This is a genomic window from Paenibacillus jilunlii (assembly GCF_900102965.1).
GTDB classification, from domain to species: Bacteria; Bacillota; Bacilli; order Paenibacillales; family Paenibacillaceae; genus Paenibacillus_AQ; species Paenibacillus_AQ jilunlii.
In genome coordinates, this window is sequence record NZ_FNGM01000025.1 from 1 (window position 1) to 18781 (window position 18781).

17 protein-coding genes are annotated in these 18781 nt (G+C 53.0%); 10 read left to right on the plus strand and 7 right to left on the minus strand.

Translation table 11 applies throughout. The features are described 5' to 3' along the window. Positions 1–210, minus strand: a 210-nt coding sequence (locus tag BLQ82_RS27630; protein ID WP_208861957.1) for a transposase, incomplete at its 3' end; no start/stop codon positions are given. Between the two features lie 495 nt (positions 211–705). On the opposite strand from BLQ82_RS27630, the gene BLQ82_RS27635 reads away from it, so the two are divergent. The 6 genes from BLQ82_RS27635 to BLQ82_RS27660 all read left to right on the plus strand — a co-directional run bounded on the left by BLQ82_RS27635 (position 706) and on the right by BLQ82_RS27660 (position 9538). Beyond that, entirely contained in the window at positions 706–1665 is a 960-nt protein-coding gene (locus tag BLQ82_RS27635) for an ABC transporter permease (protein WP_062521422.1), read from the plus strand. Positions 1666–1680: 15 nt separating this feature from the next. Further along, positions 1681–2574: a carbohydrate ABC transporter permease gene (locus BLQ82_RS27640; RefSeq protein ID WP_062521424.1), complete on the plus strand. Its 894-nt coding sequence runs from the start codon at positions 1681–1683 to the stop codon at positions 2572–2574. A gap of 155 nt (positions 2575–2729) precedes the next feature. Continuing rightward, entirely contained in the window at positions 2730–4574 is a 1845-nt protein-coding gene (locus BLQ82_RS27645) for a type 2 periplasmic-binding domain-containing protein (RefSeq protein WP_074648721.1), read from the plus strand. A gap of 128 nt (positions 4575–4702) precedes the next feature. Then, the gene (locus BLQ82_RS27650; RefSeq protein ID WP_062521428.1) at positions 4703–6454 is read left to right on the plus strand and encodes a sensor histidine kinase; all 1752 of its coding nucleotides are present in this window, start codon (positions 4703–4705) and stop codon (positions 6452–6454) included. Then, positions 6447–7844, plus strand: coding sequence for a response regulator transcription factor (locus BLQ82_RS27655; protein WP_074648724.1), 1398 nt, complete (start codon positions 6447–6449; stop codon positions 7842–7844). Before BLQ82_RS27650 ends, BLQ82_RS27655 begins: the two co-directional genes overlap by 8 nt. Then, positions 7841–9538 (plus strand): extracellular solute-binding protein, encoded by a 1698-nt coding sequence (locus BLQ82_RS27660; RefSeq protein WP_143013578.1) that lies wholly within the window; start codon positions 7841–7843, stop codon positions 9536–9538. Before BLQ82_RS27655 ends, BLQ82_RS27660 begins: the two co-directional genes overlap by 4 nt. Before the next feature lie 18 nt (positions 9539–9556). On the opposite strand, the gene BLQ82_RS32210 is transcribed toward BLQ82_RS27660, so the two are convergent. The 4 genes from BLQ82_RS32210 to BLQ82_RS27675 form a co-directional block, all read right to left on the minus strand. After that, entirely contained in the window at positions 9557–9697 is a 141-nt protein-coding gene (locus tag BLQ82_RS32210) for a hypothetical protein (protein WP_167544739.1), read from the minus strand. A gap of 32 nt (positions 9698–9729) precedes the next feature. After that, positions 9730–9930 (minus strand): hypothetical protein, encoded by a 201-nt coding sequence (locus tag BLQ82_RS27665; RefSeq protein ID WP_062521435.1) that lies wholly within the window; start codon positions 9928–9930, stop codon positions 9730–9732. Continuing rightward, positions 9927–10433, minus strand: a complete 507-nt coding sequence (locus tag BLQ82_RS27670) for a YbaK/EbsC family protein (protein WP_062521437.1) — start codon at positions 10431–10433, stop codon at positions 9927–9929. Before BLQ82_RS27670 ends, BLQ82_RS27665 begins: the two co-directional genes overlap by 4 nt. Before the next feature lie 300 nt (positions 10434–10733). Next, positions 10734–11168 carry a MarR family winged helix-turn-helix transcriptional regulator gene (locus BLQ82_RS27675; RefSeq protein WP_062521439.1) on the minus strand — a complete coding sequence of 145 codons (435 nt, stop codon included), beginning with the start codon at positions 11166–11168 and terminating at the stop codon, positions 10734–10736. 165 nt (positions 11169–11333) lie between these two features. Here BLQ82_RS27675 and BLQ82_RS27680 point away from each other — a divergent pair, with 165 nt between their 5' ends. The 3 genes from BLQ82_RS27680 (at position 11334) to BLQ82_RS27690 (ending at position 14983) form a co-directional block, all read left to right on the plus strand. After that, positions 11334–12797 (plus strand): MFS transporter, encoded by a 1464-nt coding sequence (locus tag BLQ82_RS27680; RefSeq protein ID WP_062521441.1) that lies wholly within the window; start codon positions 11334–11336, stop codon positions 12795–12797. 758 nt (positions 12798–13555) lie between these two features. Then, positions 13556–14002, plus strand: coding sequence for a carboxymuconolactone decarboxylase family protein (locus tag BLQ82_RS27685; protein WP_062521442.1), 447 nt, complete (start codon positions 13556–13558; stop codon positions 14000–14002). 72 nt (positions 14003–14074) lie between these two features. Next, positions 14075–14983: a sigma-70 family RNA polymerase sigma factor gene (locus tag BLQ82_RS27690; RefSeq protein WP_062521536.1), complete on the plus strand. Its 909-nt coding sequence runs from the start codon at positions 14075–14077 to the stop codon at positions 14981–14983. Positions 14984–15109: 126 nt separating this feature from the next. On the opposite strand, the gene BLQ82_RS27695 is transcribed toward BLQ82_RS27690, so the two are convergent. Both BLQ82_RS27695 and BLQ82_RS27700 read right to left on the minus strand, forming a co-directional pair. Next, a complete protein-coding gene (locus tag BLQ82_RS27695) occupies positions 15110–16465 on the minus strand; it encodes a PFL family protein (protein ID WP_244281036.1) in 1356 nt (451 codons plus the stop codon). Positions 16466–16611: 146 nt separating this feature from the next. Further along, entirely contained in the window at positions 16612–16881 is a 270-nt protein-coding gene (locus BLQ82_RS27700) for an ACT domain-containing protein (RefSeq protein WP_062521447.1), read from the minus strand. A gap of 234 nt (positions 16882–17115) precedes the next feature. Here BLQ82_RS27700 and BLQ82_RS27705 point away from each other — a divergent pair, with 234 nt between their 5' ends. Beyond that, a complete protein-coding gene (locus tag BLQ82_RS27705) occupies positions 17116–18753 on the plus strand; it encodes a GGDEF domain-containing response regulator (RefSeq protein WP_062521448.1) in 1638 nt (545 codons plus the stop codon). Positions 18754–18781: the final 28 nt, after the last annotated feature.

Below are 18781 nucleotides of genomic sequence, written 5' to 3' on the forward strand. Positions count from 1 at the left end.
ACGTGCAACCTTTAATTCCTCTACATCTCCGTATTTCGTGTGCAGATTTCGCGGGTAGTATCCATTGCGGCTGTTGTTTGGACCAGACTCTTCCGTAGCCATGAATTCTTGGATTTCTGCTCGCATGATGGACTCTAAATTGTCTTTTACAAATTGAATAACAAGATTTTCAAATAGATTATTCAGCATATTTTCGGGTACAATAGTCATCGAGTAGGGTTCCTTTCTTGGTGGTTTCGCAATCCCGAGAATACCCTACTTTTTTGTTGCCTGCTAGGCTCCAAATTTTGGTACACAACTTACTTTACGCCATCGGTTTGTGCAGAAACAACGGCAAAACTGCCGTTGTAGGAGCGCCGGAGGTGGGTTTGTGCAGAAACAACGGCAAAACTGCCGTTGTTGGAGCCCCATGGGTGGGTTTGTGCAGAAACAACGGCGGAACTGCCGTTGTTGGAGCGCAAAGGGAGGGTTTGTTGGCCCCCCGGAGGTTGGTCTGCCCCGAAACAACGGCAGAACTGCCGTTATTTAGCCCTCCCTGGCAAGAGCAGAAAGACAGCAGCAGGAAAGTCGTCTGCTCGCCTGTGAAAATCGTCCGAAACTGTCTTACCGCTCTCCCGGAAGGCCATTCCGGCCTCTCTCCCGGGAGGAAGGTTTTTTAGCCTAAAATGAAAGCGCAAACAAAAATCTGGATAGAGGAGATTTATTATGGGGGTACCTTCAGGCGAACTGCTTCGCGGTGTGGAACCGGTCCGTCCATCCCGCAGGAAGCTGCAGACCAAATACAAGCTGTTTCTTCTGGCGCTTCCTTTTCTTGCTGTGACCTTTGTGTTCTATTATTTACCGGTCAGCGGGTGGATCTACGCTTTTTATGATTTCATCCCCGGCATTCCGCTGTCGGACACACCGTATGTCGGGCTGAAGTGGTTCAACACCATCGTAGCCAATCCCACACAGACCGGGGAGGTGCTGCGTGTGCTGAAGAATACGGTGGCGATGAGTACATTGGGGCTGGTCACTTCGGTTTTTCCGGTCATATTTGCCATCCTGCTGACGGAGATACGGGCGGGCTGGTACCGGAAATTTGTGCAGACCCTGACGACGATACCGAATTTTATCAGCTGGATTCTCGTCTACGCGCTGGCCTTTTCACTGTTCTCCGTGGATAACGGGGTCGTAAACCACGTTCTGGTGCAGCTGGGAATCGTGGATGAGGAATTCAATTTCCTGGCTTCCAGCAGTCACGTCTGGTTGACCATGATTGCCTGGTATTGGTGGAAATCCCTTGGCTGGGGTGCGATCCTGTACCTGGCGGTGATTGCCGGCATAGACCAGGAGCTGTATGAAGCGGCGGAAGTGGACGGGGCCAGCCGGTTCCGTAAAATCTGGCATATCACCGTGCCCGGCATCATCCCGACCTTCTTTGTACTGCTGCTGCTCTCCATCGGCAACTTTGTCAACAACGGTATGGAGCAGTATTTTGCCTTCCAGAATGCGATGAACAAGGATGCCATAGAAGTGCTGGACCTGTATGTGTACAACATCGCTTTTGCCAATAATTTTCCGTTCGCCACGGCGGTCAGTATGCTGAAGTCGGTCGTCAGTGTCATTCTGCTGTTTGCGGCCAATACGCTGTCCAAGGTGGTGCGCGATGAATCGATCATTTAAGGAAGGTGGTTCCATTTGCGTAAAAAGCTGAAGCCCAGCGATGCCCTGTTCCAGGGAATCATCTATGTGCTTTTCGGATTGTTCACTCTGAGCTGCATCTATCCGTTCTATTACCTGTTCATCAATACCATCAGCTCGAATGATCTCAGCGCGGCGGGGGACATCAAGTTCTACCCGCAGCAGATCCATTTTGACAATTACTCAAAGGTGCTGCGGATCAGCGGACTTAGCCATGCGGCGCTGGTGTCTGTATACCGGACGGTAGTGGGCACCTTCCTCACCGTGGGCGCCTCAGCTTTTCTCGGCTATCTGTTCACGAAGAAGGAGATGTGGGGGCGGCAGATCTGGTACCGCAGTGTCGTCGTCACCATGTATTTCAGCGCAGGGCTGATCCCCTGGTACATCACCATGCACAATCTGCATTTGACCAACAATTATCTGGCCTATATTTTGCCGACGATTATTACTCCATTCAACATCATCTTGGTCAAAACCTTCGTGGAGGCTATTCCGCCTTCACTGGAGGAGTCAGCAGCCATGGACGGCGCGGGTGTTCTGCGGTCCTTCTGGTCCATTATCGTCCCGCTGACCACTCCGATTCTGGCGACGATTACGATATTTTCGGCAGTCAGCCAGTGGAACTCCTTCATCGACACGGCATTTCTGATGACGGATACCAAATATTATACGCTGCAGTTTCTGCTCTGGCGGTATTTGAATGAGTCCAGCTCGTTGGCTGCGCTCATCCGCAGTTCCCCGGATATGGCGGCCAGCGTGCAGAACATGCAGACACCGACCTCCGTACGGATGACCGTCACGATGATTGTCGTGCTGCCGATTCTGATCGTGTATCCGTTTTTCCAGCGGTTTTTTGTCAAGGGCATTATGATCGGTGCCGTCAAAGGCTGACCAGTTAGTCTGCGCAAATGCTTTCGGAGCAAGTTTTGTACGAAGTATTCAGGCGGGCAATGCTCACCCACCTTAAGTCTACGCATTTGAGGCGAGTTTTGTACGAAGCGATTCAAGCAGGCAACGCTCATCAAACTTTTAGGAGGTATGAAGCCATGAAATTTAAAAAGCTGCCGCTCATTCTGCTGAGCATGGTTATGGTGCTGGTGCTGGCATCCTGCGGCGGAGGAAATGGCAACTCAGTCAACTCCGGCAAGACCAATACGGCGGAGAGCACCGGCAAGCCTTCGGCTGAAGCGGCGGATGCTGCGGCTAAGTCCGCAGCGCCAAGTGATGGCACGCTGGACCATTCCAAGCCGCTGAAGCTGACGGTATTCTCCACCACAGCCAACTATGCTGGACCGCAGACCGGCTGGTTCGCCAAAATCATCAAAGACAAGTTCAATATCGAGCTGGATATCGTCGCTTCCAATTTGACCGGCGGCGACACTAAGATCTCAGCGATGATGGCCTCCGGTAATCTCGGCGATATCATCGTCTTCGGGGACGACAAGAACCACTATCCGAATGCGGTCAAAGGCAAGCTGCTGCTGGACTGGACCCAGGATGGGCTGCTGGACAAATACGGTGCGGATATCACGAAGCAGTTCCCGAAAGCCGTGGAGAAGGCAAAGGTTGCTTTTGGCGGCGGCAGTGCGGTATACGGCATCGGGAACAGTGTGGCCACGAATCCCTCGGGACCTTCCGAAGGCAAGGATATGACCTGGGGACCGGATCTGCGCTGGGATCTGTACCAGCAAATCGGTGCTCCGGAAATCGGCACCATTGAGGATTATCTGCCGGTGCTGAAGAAGATGCAGGAGCTTGAGCCCAAGAATGAACAAGGGAAGAAAACCTATGCCTTCTCGCTGTGGTCCGACTGGGACGGCAACTATAAAATGACGCTGGCAAAGCAGTTCGCTAACATGATGGGCTATGATGAAATTCCCGACACAGCGCTTTATGTCAAAGCGGATGAAGAGAAATATTACGATTTCATCTCCGAGGACAGCTGGTACATGAAATCGCTCAAGCTGTATTACGAGGCGAATCAAATGGGACTGTTGGACCCCGACTCGCTGACGCAGAAATTTGATGATGTGGTTGCCAAGTATAAGGACGGGCGTCTGCTTTTCTCCTGGTTCCCGTGGCTGGGGGCTGCCAACTACAATACGCCGGAAAGAACAGCGGAAGGCAAGGGCTTTGCACTTGTGCCGTTTAAGGATGAGCTGATGTATTCCACAGGCTTCAACGTTTACGGCGGCAACGGCATCATCGCGATCGGTGCGAAAGCCAAGGAGCCTGCGCGGATTATGGAGTTCCTCAACTGGATGTACACGCCTGAAGGCGCGATGATCTCAGCGGGCAGCGGAACGGCGGTGCCGAACGGACCGCAGGGGCTGGCCTGGGATATTGACAGCAGCGGCAAGCCGGTGGTTACCGATTTTGGCTGGAAGGCGTACGCGGATCAGCAGAACACGAAGGTTCCTGATGAATACGGCGGAGGCGACTATTACTATGGCTCGAATCAGATGAACTTTTCTTTTGTCGTGCCCGCAATGGTGAATCCACAGACCAGCGAGCCCTATGACCACAACTTGTGGACAGCATCACTGGAACGCAACCCTACGAAGCTCGATAGCGACTGGAGAGCGAAGATGGGCGTGCTGACGGCGAAGGAATATTTTGCGAAAAACAATCTGCTTGCCGTTGCGCCTCAGGGCTTCACCGGTAAAGAACCGCTGACGATGGACAAAACGCTGGAGCAGAAGAATAAGCAGATCGGAACCGTGATTCAGCAGATTTCCTGGAAGATGGTTTTTGCCAAAAATCAGGCGGAATACGACAAGCTGAACAAAGAAATGCATGACAAAGTGAACGGACTCGGCTATGCCGATGTGATGGACTTCTCGGTCAAAAAAGCTGAGGAGCTGTTCGAAGCCCGCAAAAGTGTGAAGTAAGCCACTCCGGGAAATAGAAGCAAGGCAGGGCGGTGAGGATGCTGCTCTGCCTTATTCTGTTCGAAGCAAGAAAAATCTGGTATTCTTGGAGTACTTGGTAAAACGCTTTCATTGGGGGAGAAGAACAAGTGCGGATACTCAAAAGGAGAGCGCGCCGGCAGGCTCCGGCAGGCCAGTCGCTGCGGACGACGCTGGTGATGTACCTGCTCGTCGGGACGCTGCTGCCGCTGCTTATAGTCGGAATAGTATCCTATACTTCGATTTATTCCATTCTTTCCGGGAAAATCGGCAGCGGCATCAGTGCAAGCCTGCAGCAGGAGGCGCTGGTCCTGGAGAACGCCATCGATAATCTGGATTTTGCCTCCAAGCAGTTTGCGCTGGATGGTCAAATCGTGGAAGAGATGTCTTCTTTTCTGGAGGAAAAACAGATTTACCGCAAATCCCAGATCATGAGTTCAATCAACCAGAAGATCAATCTCGTCAACTTCACCAATCCTTACATCGGCTTAACGGCATATATTATGCCAGGCAGCGCTGACCCTGTTCTGTTCACCAATATGAGTACCAGGCGGGGTTTCGATATCGGCAGCCTCCCGTCCTTTATGCGCTACAACGGGGCTGATTATTACGGGCCGCACGGGACGATGTACGCGGTTGGTGACAATGTTGTTTTTTCGGAGCGGCGGATCGTCCGTGTGAACGGCCGGCATGAGCTGTACATCTATCTGGAGACGAATTACAGCCTGCTGCGCAAAATCTTCAATCCGCAGGCTTACGGAATGCAGGTGAATCATCTGCTGGTCAACCAGAATAACACGGATATTCATGTGATTGACGGTGAATTGCCTGCATCTGTTGTGGAAGCAGCCCGGGCAAGCAAGGGTCCTGCCCATGAGGTGCTGGATGGCTATCATCTGTTCCGCTATGGGAGCCCGCAGGGCTGGAAGCTTGTGGCCGCAGTGAAGAAATCGGTATTCAATAGTGAAATCTCTTCCTGGTTCTACAAAATGGTTTTGCTCGCCCTCTCGACCCTGCTGTTTGCCGGATTGCTGGCCTGGCTGATCTGGAAAAGGATTTACGGCCCCTTGCGCAAGGTGAACCTTGAAATTATCCGGATGGCGGAGAATGTAACGGCTCCGGTAGCTTTTACGAACGTTGCAGAGTTCGACTTCGTGCTGATGAATTTTCAGCAAATGAAGGATCAGGTCAATGAGCTGATTCTGGCCGTAGCCCGCAATGAGAAGCAGAAGAGCCAGTTCGAAATCGAGAAGCTGCTCAGTCAGATCAACCCCCATTTTCTGCATAATACCCTGAATACGGTACAATGGCTGGCCCGGCTGAACGACCAAAAAGAAATCGACAAGCTGGTCACGCTGCTGGTGAAGGTGCTCCATTATAACCTCGGCAAGCAGAGCCTTATTGTTACGATCGGCGAGGAGATTGAAGCGACACGCAATTATATGGAGCTGCAGCGCATCCGCTATGATTATGAATTTGAGTTCAACGTGCAGGCGGATGAGACGGTGCTGGATACGGCTGTACCCCGGTTTCTGCTGCAGCCGCTGGTGGAAAACTCAATATATCATGGTCTTAGCGACAACGGCAGGGTGGATGTGATTATTACGGCTCATGGCTCCGGGGAAGTGCAGTTGTGTGTCAGGGATACCGGGACCGGTATGGATGAAGCCCGGATTGCAGAACTGCTGGCGGATGACGGGGTAGCGGGGCGCGGGCTTGGGATCGGTTTCTCATACGTCATGCGTATGCTGAGGACGTATTACGGAGAGCAGATGACACTGCAAATCCATAGCGCTGCAAATGAAGGAACCACTGTATCCATTATCATCCCTATAAAAGGCAAGGAGGACTTCGATGATTAAAGCTGTTGTAGTCGATGACGAGCGTCTGGTGCGTAAAGGCTTCATCTCGCTGATTGACTGGTCGTCCTTCGGAGTGGTCATCGTCGGCGAAGCGGGAGACGGCAATGCGGCGCTTGCGCTCCTCCGGGAGCAGGAAGCGGACCTGCTGTTTGTGGATCTGACGATGCCCGGCATGTCCGGTTTCGAGCTGATCCGGCAGGTCCGCCAGCGCTATCCGGCTATTCGCTGTGTGGTGCTGACCTGCCATCATGAGTTTGAATATGTGCAGGAGGCGCTGCGTCTGGGAGCGGTTGATTATATTGTCAAAACCCTGCTGGAAGTGGAGAATGCCGATGAGACCATCCGCCGCCTGGCCGAGCGGGTGAAATGGGAAGACAGCACCCGGGAGTTGCTGGCGCGGGGAGAAGGCAGGGTGATGGCCGCTGATCTGGCGCTGCTCTATCTTCCGCAGCTGCCGGGCAGCCATGAAGAAGAGCTGTTCCGGCTATCGGTAACGAAAAATAATCCGCTGCTCGCGTTTCAGAATATGTGGATGTCTCCGCTGCTCAGCCGGATCCCGGACAAAGAAACCTGCCGGGAACTCAAAACAGTGCTGGGCGGGGGCTGGCAAACGGCGCTGGTGAGCGGACTGAAAAATCAGCTGCTTCAGGAGGTAGAGGAGGTGCTGGGCAAAGCTGTCCGGCATGCGCTGTTTTATTACAGCGGGGCGGAGGAACCGGCCAGGCTGGATTATGGCGAGCTGAGACGTATAGCCGGAGAGCAGTCTTCCGCAGGAGAAGATATGCTGTCAGAGGCGCAGAATCTGAGATGGACACTGGACCGGGAGGCTTGGGAGGGTTTTACATCCGGGGTGCAGCTTCGGCAGCCCCCGCAGGAACAGATTTCAGCCTTCAGCCTGTTGCTGCTTCATAACTGGAGCGGACTGCTCCTAAAGGCTGAAGAAACGGCACAGCTGAAAGCTTCCTCTGCCGGGAACCTGAACTGGTGCCAGTGGAAAAACTGGCTGCGGCAGTTCTCCGGGTGTGTACAGCAGCGGATGCTTGAGCTGGGCCTGAGCAAGGAGGTGGTATTCTGCCTGATCCGGGCGGTCCGCTTCATGAAGGCCCATGCCGGAGACAAGATCAACCAGGGCGATGTCGCCGCCGAGATCAACATGAGCCGCGGCTACTTCAGCCAGTGCTTCGCCCGGTTTGCCGGTGAAACCTTCGGCGAGAGCCTCCGGGGCATGCGGCTGGAGCTGGCCAAGACACTGCTGCTGGAAACTTATTATCCGATAGGCGAAATCGCCGGCAGATCAGGCTTTGAGGATGACCGCTATTTCAGCAGGCTGTTCCGTGAGCATGTCGGCAAGCTGCCAAGCGAATACCGTGCGGAGGGGATGGAGTGGTGAACCGAGCCGTCAGATATGTGCTTCCTGCTGTGGCGCTACTCTGCCTTGGGGCCTGCCGGGAGGGCAATGCCCCAGCCGCAGGCCCGGGGAGTGCAGACACCCGGGCAACTAAGGCGGAGTCTGCCGCTTACGGGAGATATGAAGAGCCGGTAGTGATGCGGATCGGCTTCAAGGTGCCCGATTCCCGGCTCAATACGGGAGACAGTAATGACAACAACCCGATATCCCGCTATCTGGAGAGTCTGACGAACATCAAGGTCATTCATTCCTGGGAGGCGAAAGGGGAAGAGCCCTTTACGCAAAAAGCGCAGCTGGCCATCGACAGCAACGATCTGCCTGATGCGATGGTTGTTGACAGGGATCAGTTGAAAAAGCTGATCGACAGCGAAATGATTGCCGACCTCACCGGAACCTACAAGGAGTACGGGTCTGAGCTGATCAAGGATATGTACGATTCGACCCAGGGTGAAGCGCTTGAGGATGCAACGCGGAACGGCAGGCTTTATGGCCTGCCCAACGTGGCGATCCATGCGGATTCGCCGTCCCTGCTGTGGGTCCGCCAGGATTGGCTGGACCGGTTGGAGCTAGCGGCTCCGCGCAGCTTCGAAGATATTGAAGCCATCGCCAAGGCGTTTATCGAGCAGGACCCGGATGGCAACGGGAAGCGGGATACCGTTGGCCTTAGCGCATACAACAATATCGTGTACGGCACGAAGCCCCATGTCAACGGCCTTGACTCCCTCTTCAGCGCATTACATGCATTCCCTACCAATTGGATCAGGGACAGCCGGGGCAATATCGTCTATGGTTCAATCACTCCAGAGACCAAGGAGGCGCTGGGCAAGCTGGCCGGCTGGTATAAGCGGGGATTGATTGACCCGGACTTTGCCCTGTATAAGGAAACGCAGGAGCCGATTATTTCCGGCAAAGCGGGAATGTTCTTCGGCCCATGGTGGATGCCCTATTATCCGCTGTCGGAGGCGGTTGCCCTGGACACCAAGGCCGAATGGCGGGCCTACGCCGCCCCGCTTGATGCCTCAGGCAAATTCGTAACTCATATGGCTCCGGTCACCGACCGTTATCTAGTCGTCCGCCAAGGCTATGAGCATCCCGAAGCGGTGGTGAAGCTGCTGAATGTGTTCACCCGGCTGGAACGGCGAAGAGATCCGAATCTGGAGGCGGTCCGCAGCCTGGATGATTTCTCGGCGCAGACCGGCATTCAGCCGAGGGCGTATTATCCCTTTGATCTGCTGATTGATTATGCAGATGCCATTGAGAAGCATTATACGGATATGCAGCAGGCTCTCAACGGCAAGATTGATCCGGATTCGCTGGACCCGGACACCCATTTGCTCTATGATCTCTGGCTTGCGGACGAAGAGCAGCCCAAAAAAAATCTGGAGGGCTGGAAAGCGGCCAATGCCTATAAATACGGGGTTTCTGTGTTATCCGCAACAGCTATAGAGAGAGTGCGCAGTGTCTATTACGGAAGCACGCAGCATATGCGGAGCCATTGGCCCGAGCTGCAGAAGCTGGAAAGCGAAACCTTCCTGAACATTATTGTCGGCGATTCACCGCTCAGCGAGTTTGACCTCTTTGTAGCCAAGTGGAAGAGCCTGGGCGGAGATGCCATCACCCAAGAGGTGGCGCAGATTGTGAGGAGCAGGGATGCGGATACGCAGAGAACTGAATAAGACGGGATTAGCGGAATCTCAGTCCGCAACGAGCGGAGTGCGGACGGTAAACAGATTCCCGCGCATCCCCTCCATCGCCTTAGTAAACGCAAGGCTTAGAACACTTTGCCCAGCAGCACCTGCTGCACTGAACACGCGCACAGGCCGGAATCCCCGCAAAAGAGGACTCCGGCCTGTGTTTTGGAACAACACTAGCCCCATCTATGAAGATGGGTGGTACTGACATCGATAGCGGTCACCGACACAGCGTTCCCGAAGATGAAAATGCACATCAGGATCATGAGGGTCATGCCGATTGCAAAAGCGCCCAAAGTCAGGCAAAGCAAGGCCAATGGGAAACGCTCTTTTCGCGGCAGCGGCGGTGTTTGGCTTTTGTCCATAGTAGTATTCAACCGTTTGTCCCTTCCCCAGGCTCCAGTGGTTCATTCCAGCCTTTGCAGACATCCACCCAATCCTTGGCTTCCGAATAGACGGCCAGTTCATCACAGTTCAGCTCGATTGCGGAATTGGTGCTGCCGCAGGCGGGAAACAGGGTATCAAATCTTTTCATGGATACGTCCAGATAGACCTCCAGTTCATGGGCTAGTCCAAAAGGGCATACACCGCCGATTTCGTGTCCGGTCTGTTCCAGGACTTCTTCCGGGCTCAGCATTCTTGCTTTGAAGCCAAAAACCTCTCGGAACTTTTTGTTATCAACCTTGGCATCTCCGGCGGCTACAACGAGAATGGCAGACTCTTCCGTTCCCCGGAAGGAGAGCGTTTTGGCAATCCGGGCCGGAATGACCCCGATGGTTGAGGCTGCCATCTCTACAGTGGCGCTTGAGGTGGCAAATTCCAGGACGTCCTGCTCCCGCCCCACACGCCGAAAATGTTCCTTTACATCTGCAATGGACAAGATCCAGTCTCCTTTCTGAAAACTTTTCATATTGCCTTACATTTTAACCTGTTTTGGATTATTGGGCAAAGCAAATCTCATCAGTGCTCCCGGCGTTCTGTGCTACAATGAAATTCATGGAAAACAGGATAGCGGCCAGCAAGTGACTGCTGAAAGGGAGGGAAGGTCAATGCTTACCCGGATGCGGAACTGTTCGCAGCACGGTTTATCCGCAAATTCCCATAACAGGGCAGCTTCCTTCTTGCGAAGGGAGCTGTTTGTGTTAGAAGTGAGGGTGCTGCTGGTTAACGGTTGGTACGTTTATAGTTTTTCCGAATTCTTGTTGACCTTTTGAAGCAAAGCAATGAGCTGGTCGGCTTCTTCCCCGGTTAATTCGAGGGTAAGCTTGCTGTCTAAGTCTGCCAGGATTGATTGAAGGACAGGAGCGAATTTAACCGCCTTGGGAGTCGGATACAGCAGGGAAGAACGGCGGTCCTTGGGATCGGTTCTCCGCTCAATATAACCGGCTTCCTCCAGCTTCTTCACGGAGCGGGCGGTTGTGGCTTTATCGAATTTCATTTCATTGGTCATTTGATCCTGCGTAATGCCTGGACGGTTCACAATCAGCTTCAAAAAGATGTGCTGTCCGCCGCTGCCGATACCGTAAGGCAGCAGTTCTTTGACCAGAAACTTTTGATTCTGGCGATAAAGCTGGGAGATCAGCTTCCCGATGGGTTCTCTATTTGAATTCAACATGGACACCTCTTTGGATAAAATCCTGCGTTCAGCAGGCCACTTTCTTATATTTTAAAATAGTACAATAAAATAGTTGCATGCGCAACTAAATTGCGGTACACTGGGGAAGCTAAGTTTGTTGCGGACGCAACTATATTTTGAAATATGAGTTATGAGGTGTTAATTATGAGTATGATGACTGCAACTTATCAGGAGGACGCGGCCGTTCAGAAGAAACGCTGGATCATTCTGATTGTGCTGAATCTGTTCACCTTTATGTCCACGCTCGACGGAAGCATTGTGAACATTGCCTTGCCGGTGCTCGTGAAGCAGCTGCATCTGCCGATGGCGCAGGTGGAGTGGGTCACGACAGGTTATTTGATGGCGATTTGCTCAGCGGTGCTGTTCTTTGGAAAGCTGGGGGATATCGCCGGCAAGATCCGGATTTTTAAAATCGGCACGATTATCTTCATCGTCGGCTCGCTGCTCTGCGGACTGAGCGCCAGCCTGCTGCTGCTGATTGCTTCGCGGGTCGTTCAGGCGATCGGCGCTTCGATGACCATGGCTAACAGCCAGGGAATTGTCACGGATATTTTTCCGGCCACTGAACGGGGCAAGGCACTGGGGCTGATCGGTACCTTTGTATCCCTGGGAAGTATTGCCGGACCCAGCCTGGGGGGAATCATCGTCTCTGCATTGGGATGGGAATACATATTCTGGGTGAACGTTCCGATTGGTCTGATCGCCATCGTGCTGGGGTGGAAGGTTCTGCCCAAGGATCTGATCCGGGTAAAAGCCAAGATTGACCTCCCCGGCAGCCTGCTGTTCGCCGTATTTATAGTGGCTTTGTTTGCAGGCCTGCTGCTTGGACAGCAGCTCGGCTATGGAGACAGCCGGATTCTCTCGGCGCTGGCGGCCGCAGCCGCAGCTTTTATTGTTTTTCTTATTGTAGAGCTGCGCCGGAGCCAGCCGCTATTGCAGCTGTCCCTGTTCAAAAACCCGTTGTTTTCGCTCAGCATACTATGCGGCTTTCTGGTATTCGTAGCGAATTTCTGCTTTAACATCATCGCTCCGTTTTATGCGCAGAATATGCTGAACCTGTCGCCATTCTATGCAGGCTTTCTGCTCATGCTGTTCCCGATCTCCATGGTCATTGTCGCTCCGCTGAGCGGGGCATTGTCCGATAAAATCGGCTCGGAATTTCTTACCTTCGCCGGTCTGATTGTCATGGTGATCGCCCAATTCGGCCTGGCCCGTCTGCATGATGGAAGTGCCGTCGCACTGGTGGGCGTCTGGATTGCCATGCTGGGAATCGGCAGCGGGTTGTTCCAGTCGCCGAATAACTCACTGGTGATGTCCACCGTGCCGCGGACCCAGCTGGGGTCAGCGGGCAGCGTCAACTCGCTGGTCCGCAATGTGGGGATGGTTGTCGGCATCACCATTGCCACCTCGATACTATTCAATGTAATGAGCAGCAAGGCCGGCTACCGGGTAACCGACCTGATCCCGGGCCGCCCGGATGTTTTCCTCTCCGGCATGCATGTCGTGTTCATGACCTCGTCGGCAATCTGCCTTGTATCGGCGCTGCTGACAGGCTGGCGGATGATTTCGATCAAAAGGGCAAAGCGGGCCAAAAGAGCATCGGCCTGAGAATCACTCGGCCTGAGTTCCTGCGGCAGGAATTCTCATAGCCTGAGATTCTCACGGCCAGGGCTTCCTGTAGGCTTGGGCTTCTGCGGCCAGAAATTCTCTCAGCCTGAAACTCCTGCCGCCTGGGACTCCTGCGCCAGACGCTCCGTTGCCAAACCTTCTCAGCCGCCTGATGCTGCTCGAAGCTGCTCACATCGTAAGCTCTATTCAAACTGGAAGCCTTCCAGCCTGACTTCAGGCCGGAAGGCTTTTTTGCGGCGTCTAGTATAGGCGGCATCTCCAGGGAAAATGTCCCCGGGATTATTAAAAGCACCTCAGGCGCATTAATATGGAGGCTGAGTGGTAAACTTTTGCTAGCTCTGGAGCCAAGGGGAGAAGTTTGATCATCTATATCCATCCACATTAGGTACAGGCGCAACATTCTATTGCACTTTATACAGCAGATGAGCCGAAAATTGGCCGAAAAACTCAATCTGCTGCACTTTGTACAGTAGAATCCCCTGGAATAGCTGCTTTTGACGCAAAAACCAAAAAACTATTGCACGAAATACAACAGAACGCGATTTGGCATAGAAGAGTAAGCTTTCTGTTGCACGAAATACAGCAGAATGTGATTCGCGCACAGAGGCATAAGTTTTCTGTTGCCTAAAGTGCAATCAGGAAGTAAATCGTCTATTGTTACTGTCACAAATGTTACTGTCACAAATCCGCTAGCTACATTGTCTTCAGTATGTACACACATTATGGAGGCGATTAGAATGAGTTTAAGATTTAATTACAGAGCGGTAAATGAACAGGCTTTCCGGACAATGATGACGCTGGAGCAGCATGCAGGCGGACGGATCAAAGATAAGGTATTATATGAGTTAGTGAAGATACGTGTCTCCCAGATCAACGGCTGCGCTTTCTGCCTGGACATGCATGCGAAGGACCTGATGAAGCTGGGCGATTATGCGGACCATATTTTGCTGCTCAGTGTATGGCGTGAGGTGCCGTTGTTTACAGAAAAGGAAAAAGTGCTGCTTGAACTTGCCGAAACGGTAACCCTTATTAGCCAAGCCGGGGTTCCTGCGGCGCTGTATGACAAGGTTATGGAGCATATCAGCCAGGAGGAGTTTGTGGACTGGATTATGGTCATCAATACGATCAACAACTGGAACCGCATCGCGATCTCTACCGGAATGTATCCGGGTTGTTTTAACTAAATTACAGCAGAAGTTAGGTTAGAAGCACAGGGGGGGACAGCAGTGAAGGACCGGGACAGTAAGGCTGGCGGCATGGCTCCGCAGATAGATGGAGAGGTTAGCGTGGAGGAAATCTACCGCAGCTATAATCGTTATGCCTTCTCGATTGCATACCGAATGCTGGGAACTGTGGCCGATGCGGAGGATGCTGTGCAGGACTGTTTTGCCGGGCTGCAGCAGAGGGAGCTCAGCGGTATTCTCAATATGAAGGCCTACGTGGCTAAGGGGATTACCAACCGCTGCCTGAATATCCTCAGCTCTGCGCGCAGCCGCAGGGAGACTTATATTGGAGAGTGGCTGCCCGAGCCTGTCAGCGAGGCCTTTGACGGGCCGGAAGCGTCAGCGGAGCGGAAGGATACGCTGTCTTATGCTTTTCTGGTGCTGCTGGAACGGCTGTCTCCCACGGAAAGAGCGGTGTTTGTGCTGAGGGAGGCTTTTCAGTACGAATATGATGCCATAGCGGAGATGGTTGGCAAGTCCGAGAGCAACTGCCGGCAGATCTTCAGCCGGGCCAAGCGCACGCTTCAATCGAAGCAGTTGCCGGCAGCGGCAGCAGGGGAGGGGAACCCTGCTTCAAGAGAAAAGCTGCTGCGCCGGTTCACCGCTGCTTTTGCCGCTTATGATGTTGGCGGCATGCTGGCGCTGCTGGCTGAACAGCCTGTGCTTGTCGGTGACGGCGGCGGACAGGAAGTGCATACGATTCTTAGACCTATGGTGGGGCGCAAAGGCGTGCTGGCGCTGCTGACATCGCGGAGGGTACTCCAGCGGATGCGCCAGTGGGAGGCCACGGTCGGCAGCATCAACGGCGAGCTGAATCTTGTGTTCAAGCAGCAAGGAGAGGTCCAGGCAGTGCTTTGTATGACACTGGACCAGAGCGGGGAGCAGATTCAGGAGCTGTACCTGGTTATGGCTCCCGGCAAGCTGAAGCATGTGTCGACCTAAAGCCTTGCGGCCCTGATTTGGAACGTACACGTCTTTTGTCGGAAGCCGGGTAGCCGGTATCTATAATTTCACAACAAAAAAGCGCCGCCTGCCTGTTGCCCGGGCAGGCGGCGCTTCTTCATGAGTCTAGTTCTTAAAGCTGTGGATCGGAGCCGGAATACGGCCGCCCCGGTTAACGAACCCGGAGCAGTCGAACTTGTTCACGGCCATAACCGGCGCATAGCCGAGCAGACCGCCGAACTCCACCATTTCGCCGACTTCCTTGCCGATAACCGGAATGACGCGGACTGCGGTGGTCTTGTTGTTGACCATGCCGATAGCCGCTTCGTCAGCAATGATGCCTGCGATGGTTTCTTTGCTGGTGCTGCCGGGAATAGCAATCATATCCAGGCCGACCGAGCAGACACAGGTCATCGCTTCCAGCTTCTCCAGTGTCAGCGCCCCGCGCTGCACCGCCTGAATCATACCGTGGTCTTCGCTGACCGGGATAAAGGCGCCGCTGAGTCCTCCCACGTAGGATGAAGCCATAACGCCGCCTTTTTTGACATTGTCGTTAAGAATAGCAAGTGCAGCAGTCGTGCCGGGTGCGCCCGCTTCTTCCAGCCCCATCACCTGAAAAATCTCGGCGATGGAATCGCCGATCAGCGGGGTTGGCGCCAGCGACAGATCGATTATGCCAAAAGGCACGCCCAGCCGTTTGGAGGCTTCCTGGGCAACCAGCTGGCCCACGCGGGTAACCTTAAAGGCGGTACGCTTGATTGTTTCGCACAGGGTCTCGAAGTCATGGCCCTTTACTTCCTCCAGCGCCCGCTTGATTACGCCGGGACCGCTGACGCCCACGTTGATTACACATTCGCGTTCACCTACACCGTGAAACGCACCGGCCATGAACGGGTTGTCCTCCACGGCATTGCAGAACACCACCAGCTTGGCGCAGCCGATGGAATCGCGCTCTTTGGTGCGCTCTGCGGTCTGCAGGATGATATCGCCCATCAGCTTCACAGCGTCCATGTTGATTCCGCTGCGCGAGGAGCCGACATTGACGGAAGAACATACTCTTTCTGTTACGGCCAGCGCTTCAGGAATGCTGTCGATCAGAATCCGGTCGCCTTTGGTGCAGCCCTTCTGCACCAGCGCCGAGAAGCCGCCGATGAAGTTCACCCCGACCTCTTTGGCTGCCTTGTCCAGAACTTCGGCAACCGGCACATAGGTATCGGTGTGGACCGCTCCGGCGGCAATGGAGATCGGGGTAACCGATATCCGCTTGTTGACGATCGGCACACCGAATTGCCGCTCCAGATCTTCGCCGGTTTTGACCAGCTTCTCGGCGGAGCGGGTGATTTTGTCATACACATTCTGATTGAACACGCGCATATCGGTGTGGGCACAGTCCATCAGGCTGATTCCCATCGTAATGGTACGGACATCCAGGTTCATTTCCCGGATCATTTTATTCGTTTCCTGTACTTCCACAATTGATATCATAGGTTGGACTCCTTCATTTATTTTTGCCATATATAAACTGAACTTGTGATTTTTCTAGTTTGGGATTGGTCGTGACTTCCTCCGCCACTTCTCCCTTAATTGTAATATTTTCAAGTTCAATTTATATCTCAATTTTTAGCGGTTTAAATCCGATGCATAATATTGAAGATATCCTCATGCTGAAGCTTGATTTCCACGCCGATCTCTTCACCCACCTGCTGCAGATCCTCCACAATCTCCTCAAAGGATTTGCTGGGTGCGGAAATATCCACGATCATCATCATGTTGAAGTAACCCTGTATGATGGTCTGTGAAATGTCCAGAATGTTCAAATTGTGGCCTGCGAGATAGGTGCAGACCTTGGCAATAATACCGACTTTGTCTTTTCCCAGTACTGTGATAATCCCCTTCAATGTAAAGCCTCCTATTTATATTGATTTTATCTGATGCTTTGTCCATCCGCCGCTTTAACGGAATGAACCATTTCAATTATTATGGCAAAGGAACGGCAACTCTACAACCGAAGTTTTTTTGTCCATATCTTCATAGATTTGATCTTAAGCCCCATTTTTCATAGAATACAGTTGACAGGGCTGAGAAGCTATGATTAAGTAACTTGTTTATATTAGCGGCTTGAAGGAGAAATAATGACAACGAGAAAATACAAGGAACTGGTCGAACAGCGTACCAGACAAACACTCCACAATTGGTCTTCACAGGAATTCGTTAACGAAAATGATATTTACCGGTTTCTGCATAATTTGAAGGGTACCGCCGGAACTGTGGGACTCATTAAGGTCGAGAAGCAGGCAGGCAGCATCATGCTGTATTTCTCGGAGGATGTCCATCGAAGCTGGACGGAAGCGGAATGGGGAGATTACTTATACCCGCTTTTGGAGCTTTTTGACGATGAACAAGATGCAGCACACCAGATGCTGCACGGTTCCCCGCCGGAAACGGATCCGTTTCACGGCATTCACCACCAGCATGAGATTCTGATCATTGATGATGATGTTGAGCTGGTGGCTTTTTTACGCGAATCCCTCGAAAAGCAGTCCTATTATGTCAGCATCGCCTTGTCCGCCGAGCGCGGACTGAAGATATTTTACGAGAGCAAGCCGGATCTGATCCTGCTGGATATTCTGCTCCCGGACCAGAGCGGAATTGATGTGCTGAAGCAAATCATCGGCAAGGCCAAAAAAGAACGGATTCCCATCATCATCGTCAGCGGCGAGCATTCCAAGGATATTCAAATGTACGCCTATTCGCTGGGTGTGATGGACTATCTGCCGAAGCCGCTGGACATCGATCTGTTCCTGGTGCTGATCAAAAACCGTTTTGAGCTGAAGCGGGAGTGGCAGGAATCGGTGATTGTGGATGAGCTGACCGGTGCGTTCAACCGCAAGTACTTCAATCAGACAATGAAGCAGCTTGTCTCCGATTTCCGGCGGACCGGCCGGATTTTTTCGGTGGCGCTGATGGATCTCGATCATTTCAAGCATGTGAATGACACCTATGGCCATCTGGTCGGGGATGAAGTGCTGCAGACCTTTTCCGAGGTGGTGCGCCGTTCCATACGTGTAGAAGATACCTTTTGCCGGTTCGGCGGAGAAGAATTTGCCTTGTTCATGCCGAATACGGATTCGGCTTCAGCCCTCCTGGTGGTGCAGCGGGTTCAGCAGGAGTTTGCCGCAAGAAGCTTTACCGCCAAAAAGGAGCAGTTTCATGTTACCTTTTCAGCCGGCATTACGGAGGTCCGCGAGGCACTTCATGAACCGGACCGGCTGATCGGGGAAGCAGACCAGGCGCTATATGCCAGCAAGGCTGAAGGAAGGAACCGGACTACCCTGTATACCAAGCAGCTCGGCATTGGCCAGGAAGAATCGCTGCTGAATGTGATTGTCGTCGATGACGACGCTCTGATCCGCCGGATTGTGACCCAGCATTTCGCAGCCTGGAAACCGGCGGGCATTGGGCGTGTGATGGCCAGCAGCTATGCAAGCGGCCCGCAGTTTCTGGAATCGGACTGGTATGCGCAAGGCGGCAAATATATTATTTTGCTTGATGGCATCATGCCGGGGCTGGACGGACTGGAGGTCCTGGAGCAGATTCGCAGCAGCTACCCGGAAGTGAATATTCTCGTGATCATGCTGACCGGGCGGAATAACCAGCGCGATATCATCCATGCCTTGCAAATGGGTGCCGATGATTACGTGGTAAAGCCGTTTCATTTGCCGGAATTGCTGAGCAGAATCGAGCGGCTGGCACACAGATTTCTGTTCTGATACAGAAACTTGCACGTCATCAAGAAGA

What these genes read in the sequence shown, in the direction of transcription:
- BLQ82_RS27635 (WP_062521422.1), top strand. Translation starts at nt 706, where the DNA reads ATGGGGGTACCTTCAGGCGAACTGCTTCGCGGTGTGGAACCGGTCCGT.
- BLQ82_RS27645 (WP_074648721.1), top strand. Translation starts at nt 2,730, where the DNA reads ATGAAATTTAAAAAGCTGCCGCTCATTCTGCTGAGCATGGTTATGGTG.
- BLQ82_RS27655 (WP_074648724.1), top strand. Translation starts at nt 6,447, where the DNA reads ATGATTAAAGCTGTTGTAGTCGATGACGAGCGTCTGGTGCGTAAAGGC.
- BLQ82_RS27675 (WP_062521439.1), bottom strand. Translation starts at nt 11,168, where the DNA reads ATGTTGAATTCAAATAGAGAACCCATCGGGAAGCTGATCTCCCAGCTT.
- BLQ82_RS27680 (WP_062521441.1), top strand. Translation starts at nt 11,334, where the DNA reads ATGAGTATGATGACTGCAACTTATCAGGAGGACGCGGCCGTTCAGAAG.
- BLQ82_RS27685 (WP_062521442.1), top strand. Translation starts at nt 13,556, where the DNA reads ATGAGTTTAAGATTTAATTACAGAGCGGTAAATGAACAGGCTTTCCGG.
- BLQ82_RS27690 (WP_062521536.1), top strand. Translation starts at nt 14,075, where the DNA reads ATGGCTCCGCAGATAGATGGAGAGGTTAGCGTGGAGGAAATCTACCGC.
- BLQ82_RS27705 (WP_062521448.1), top strand. Translation starts at nt 17,116, where the DNA reads ATGACAACGAGAAAATACAAGGAACTGGTCGAACAGCGTACCAGACAA.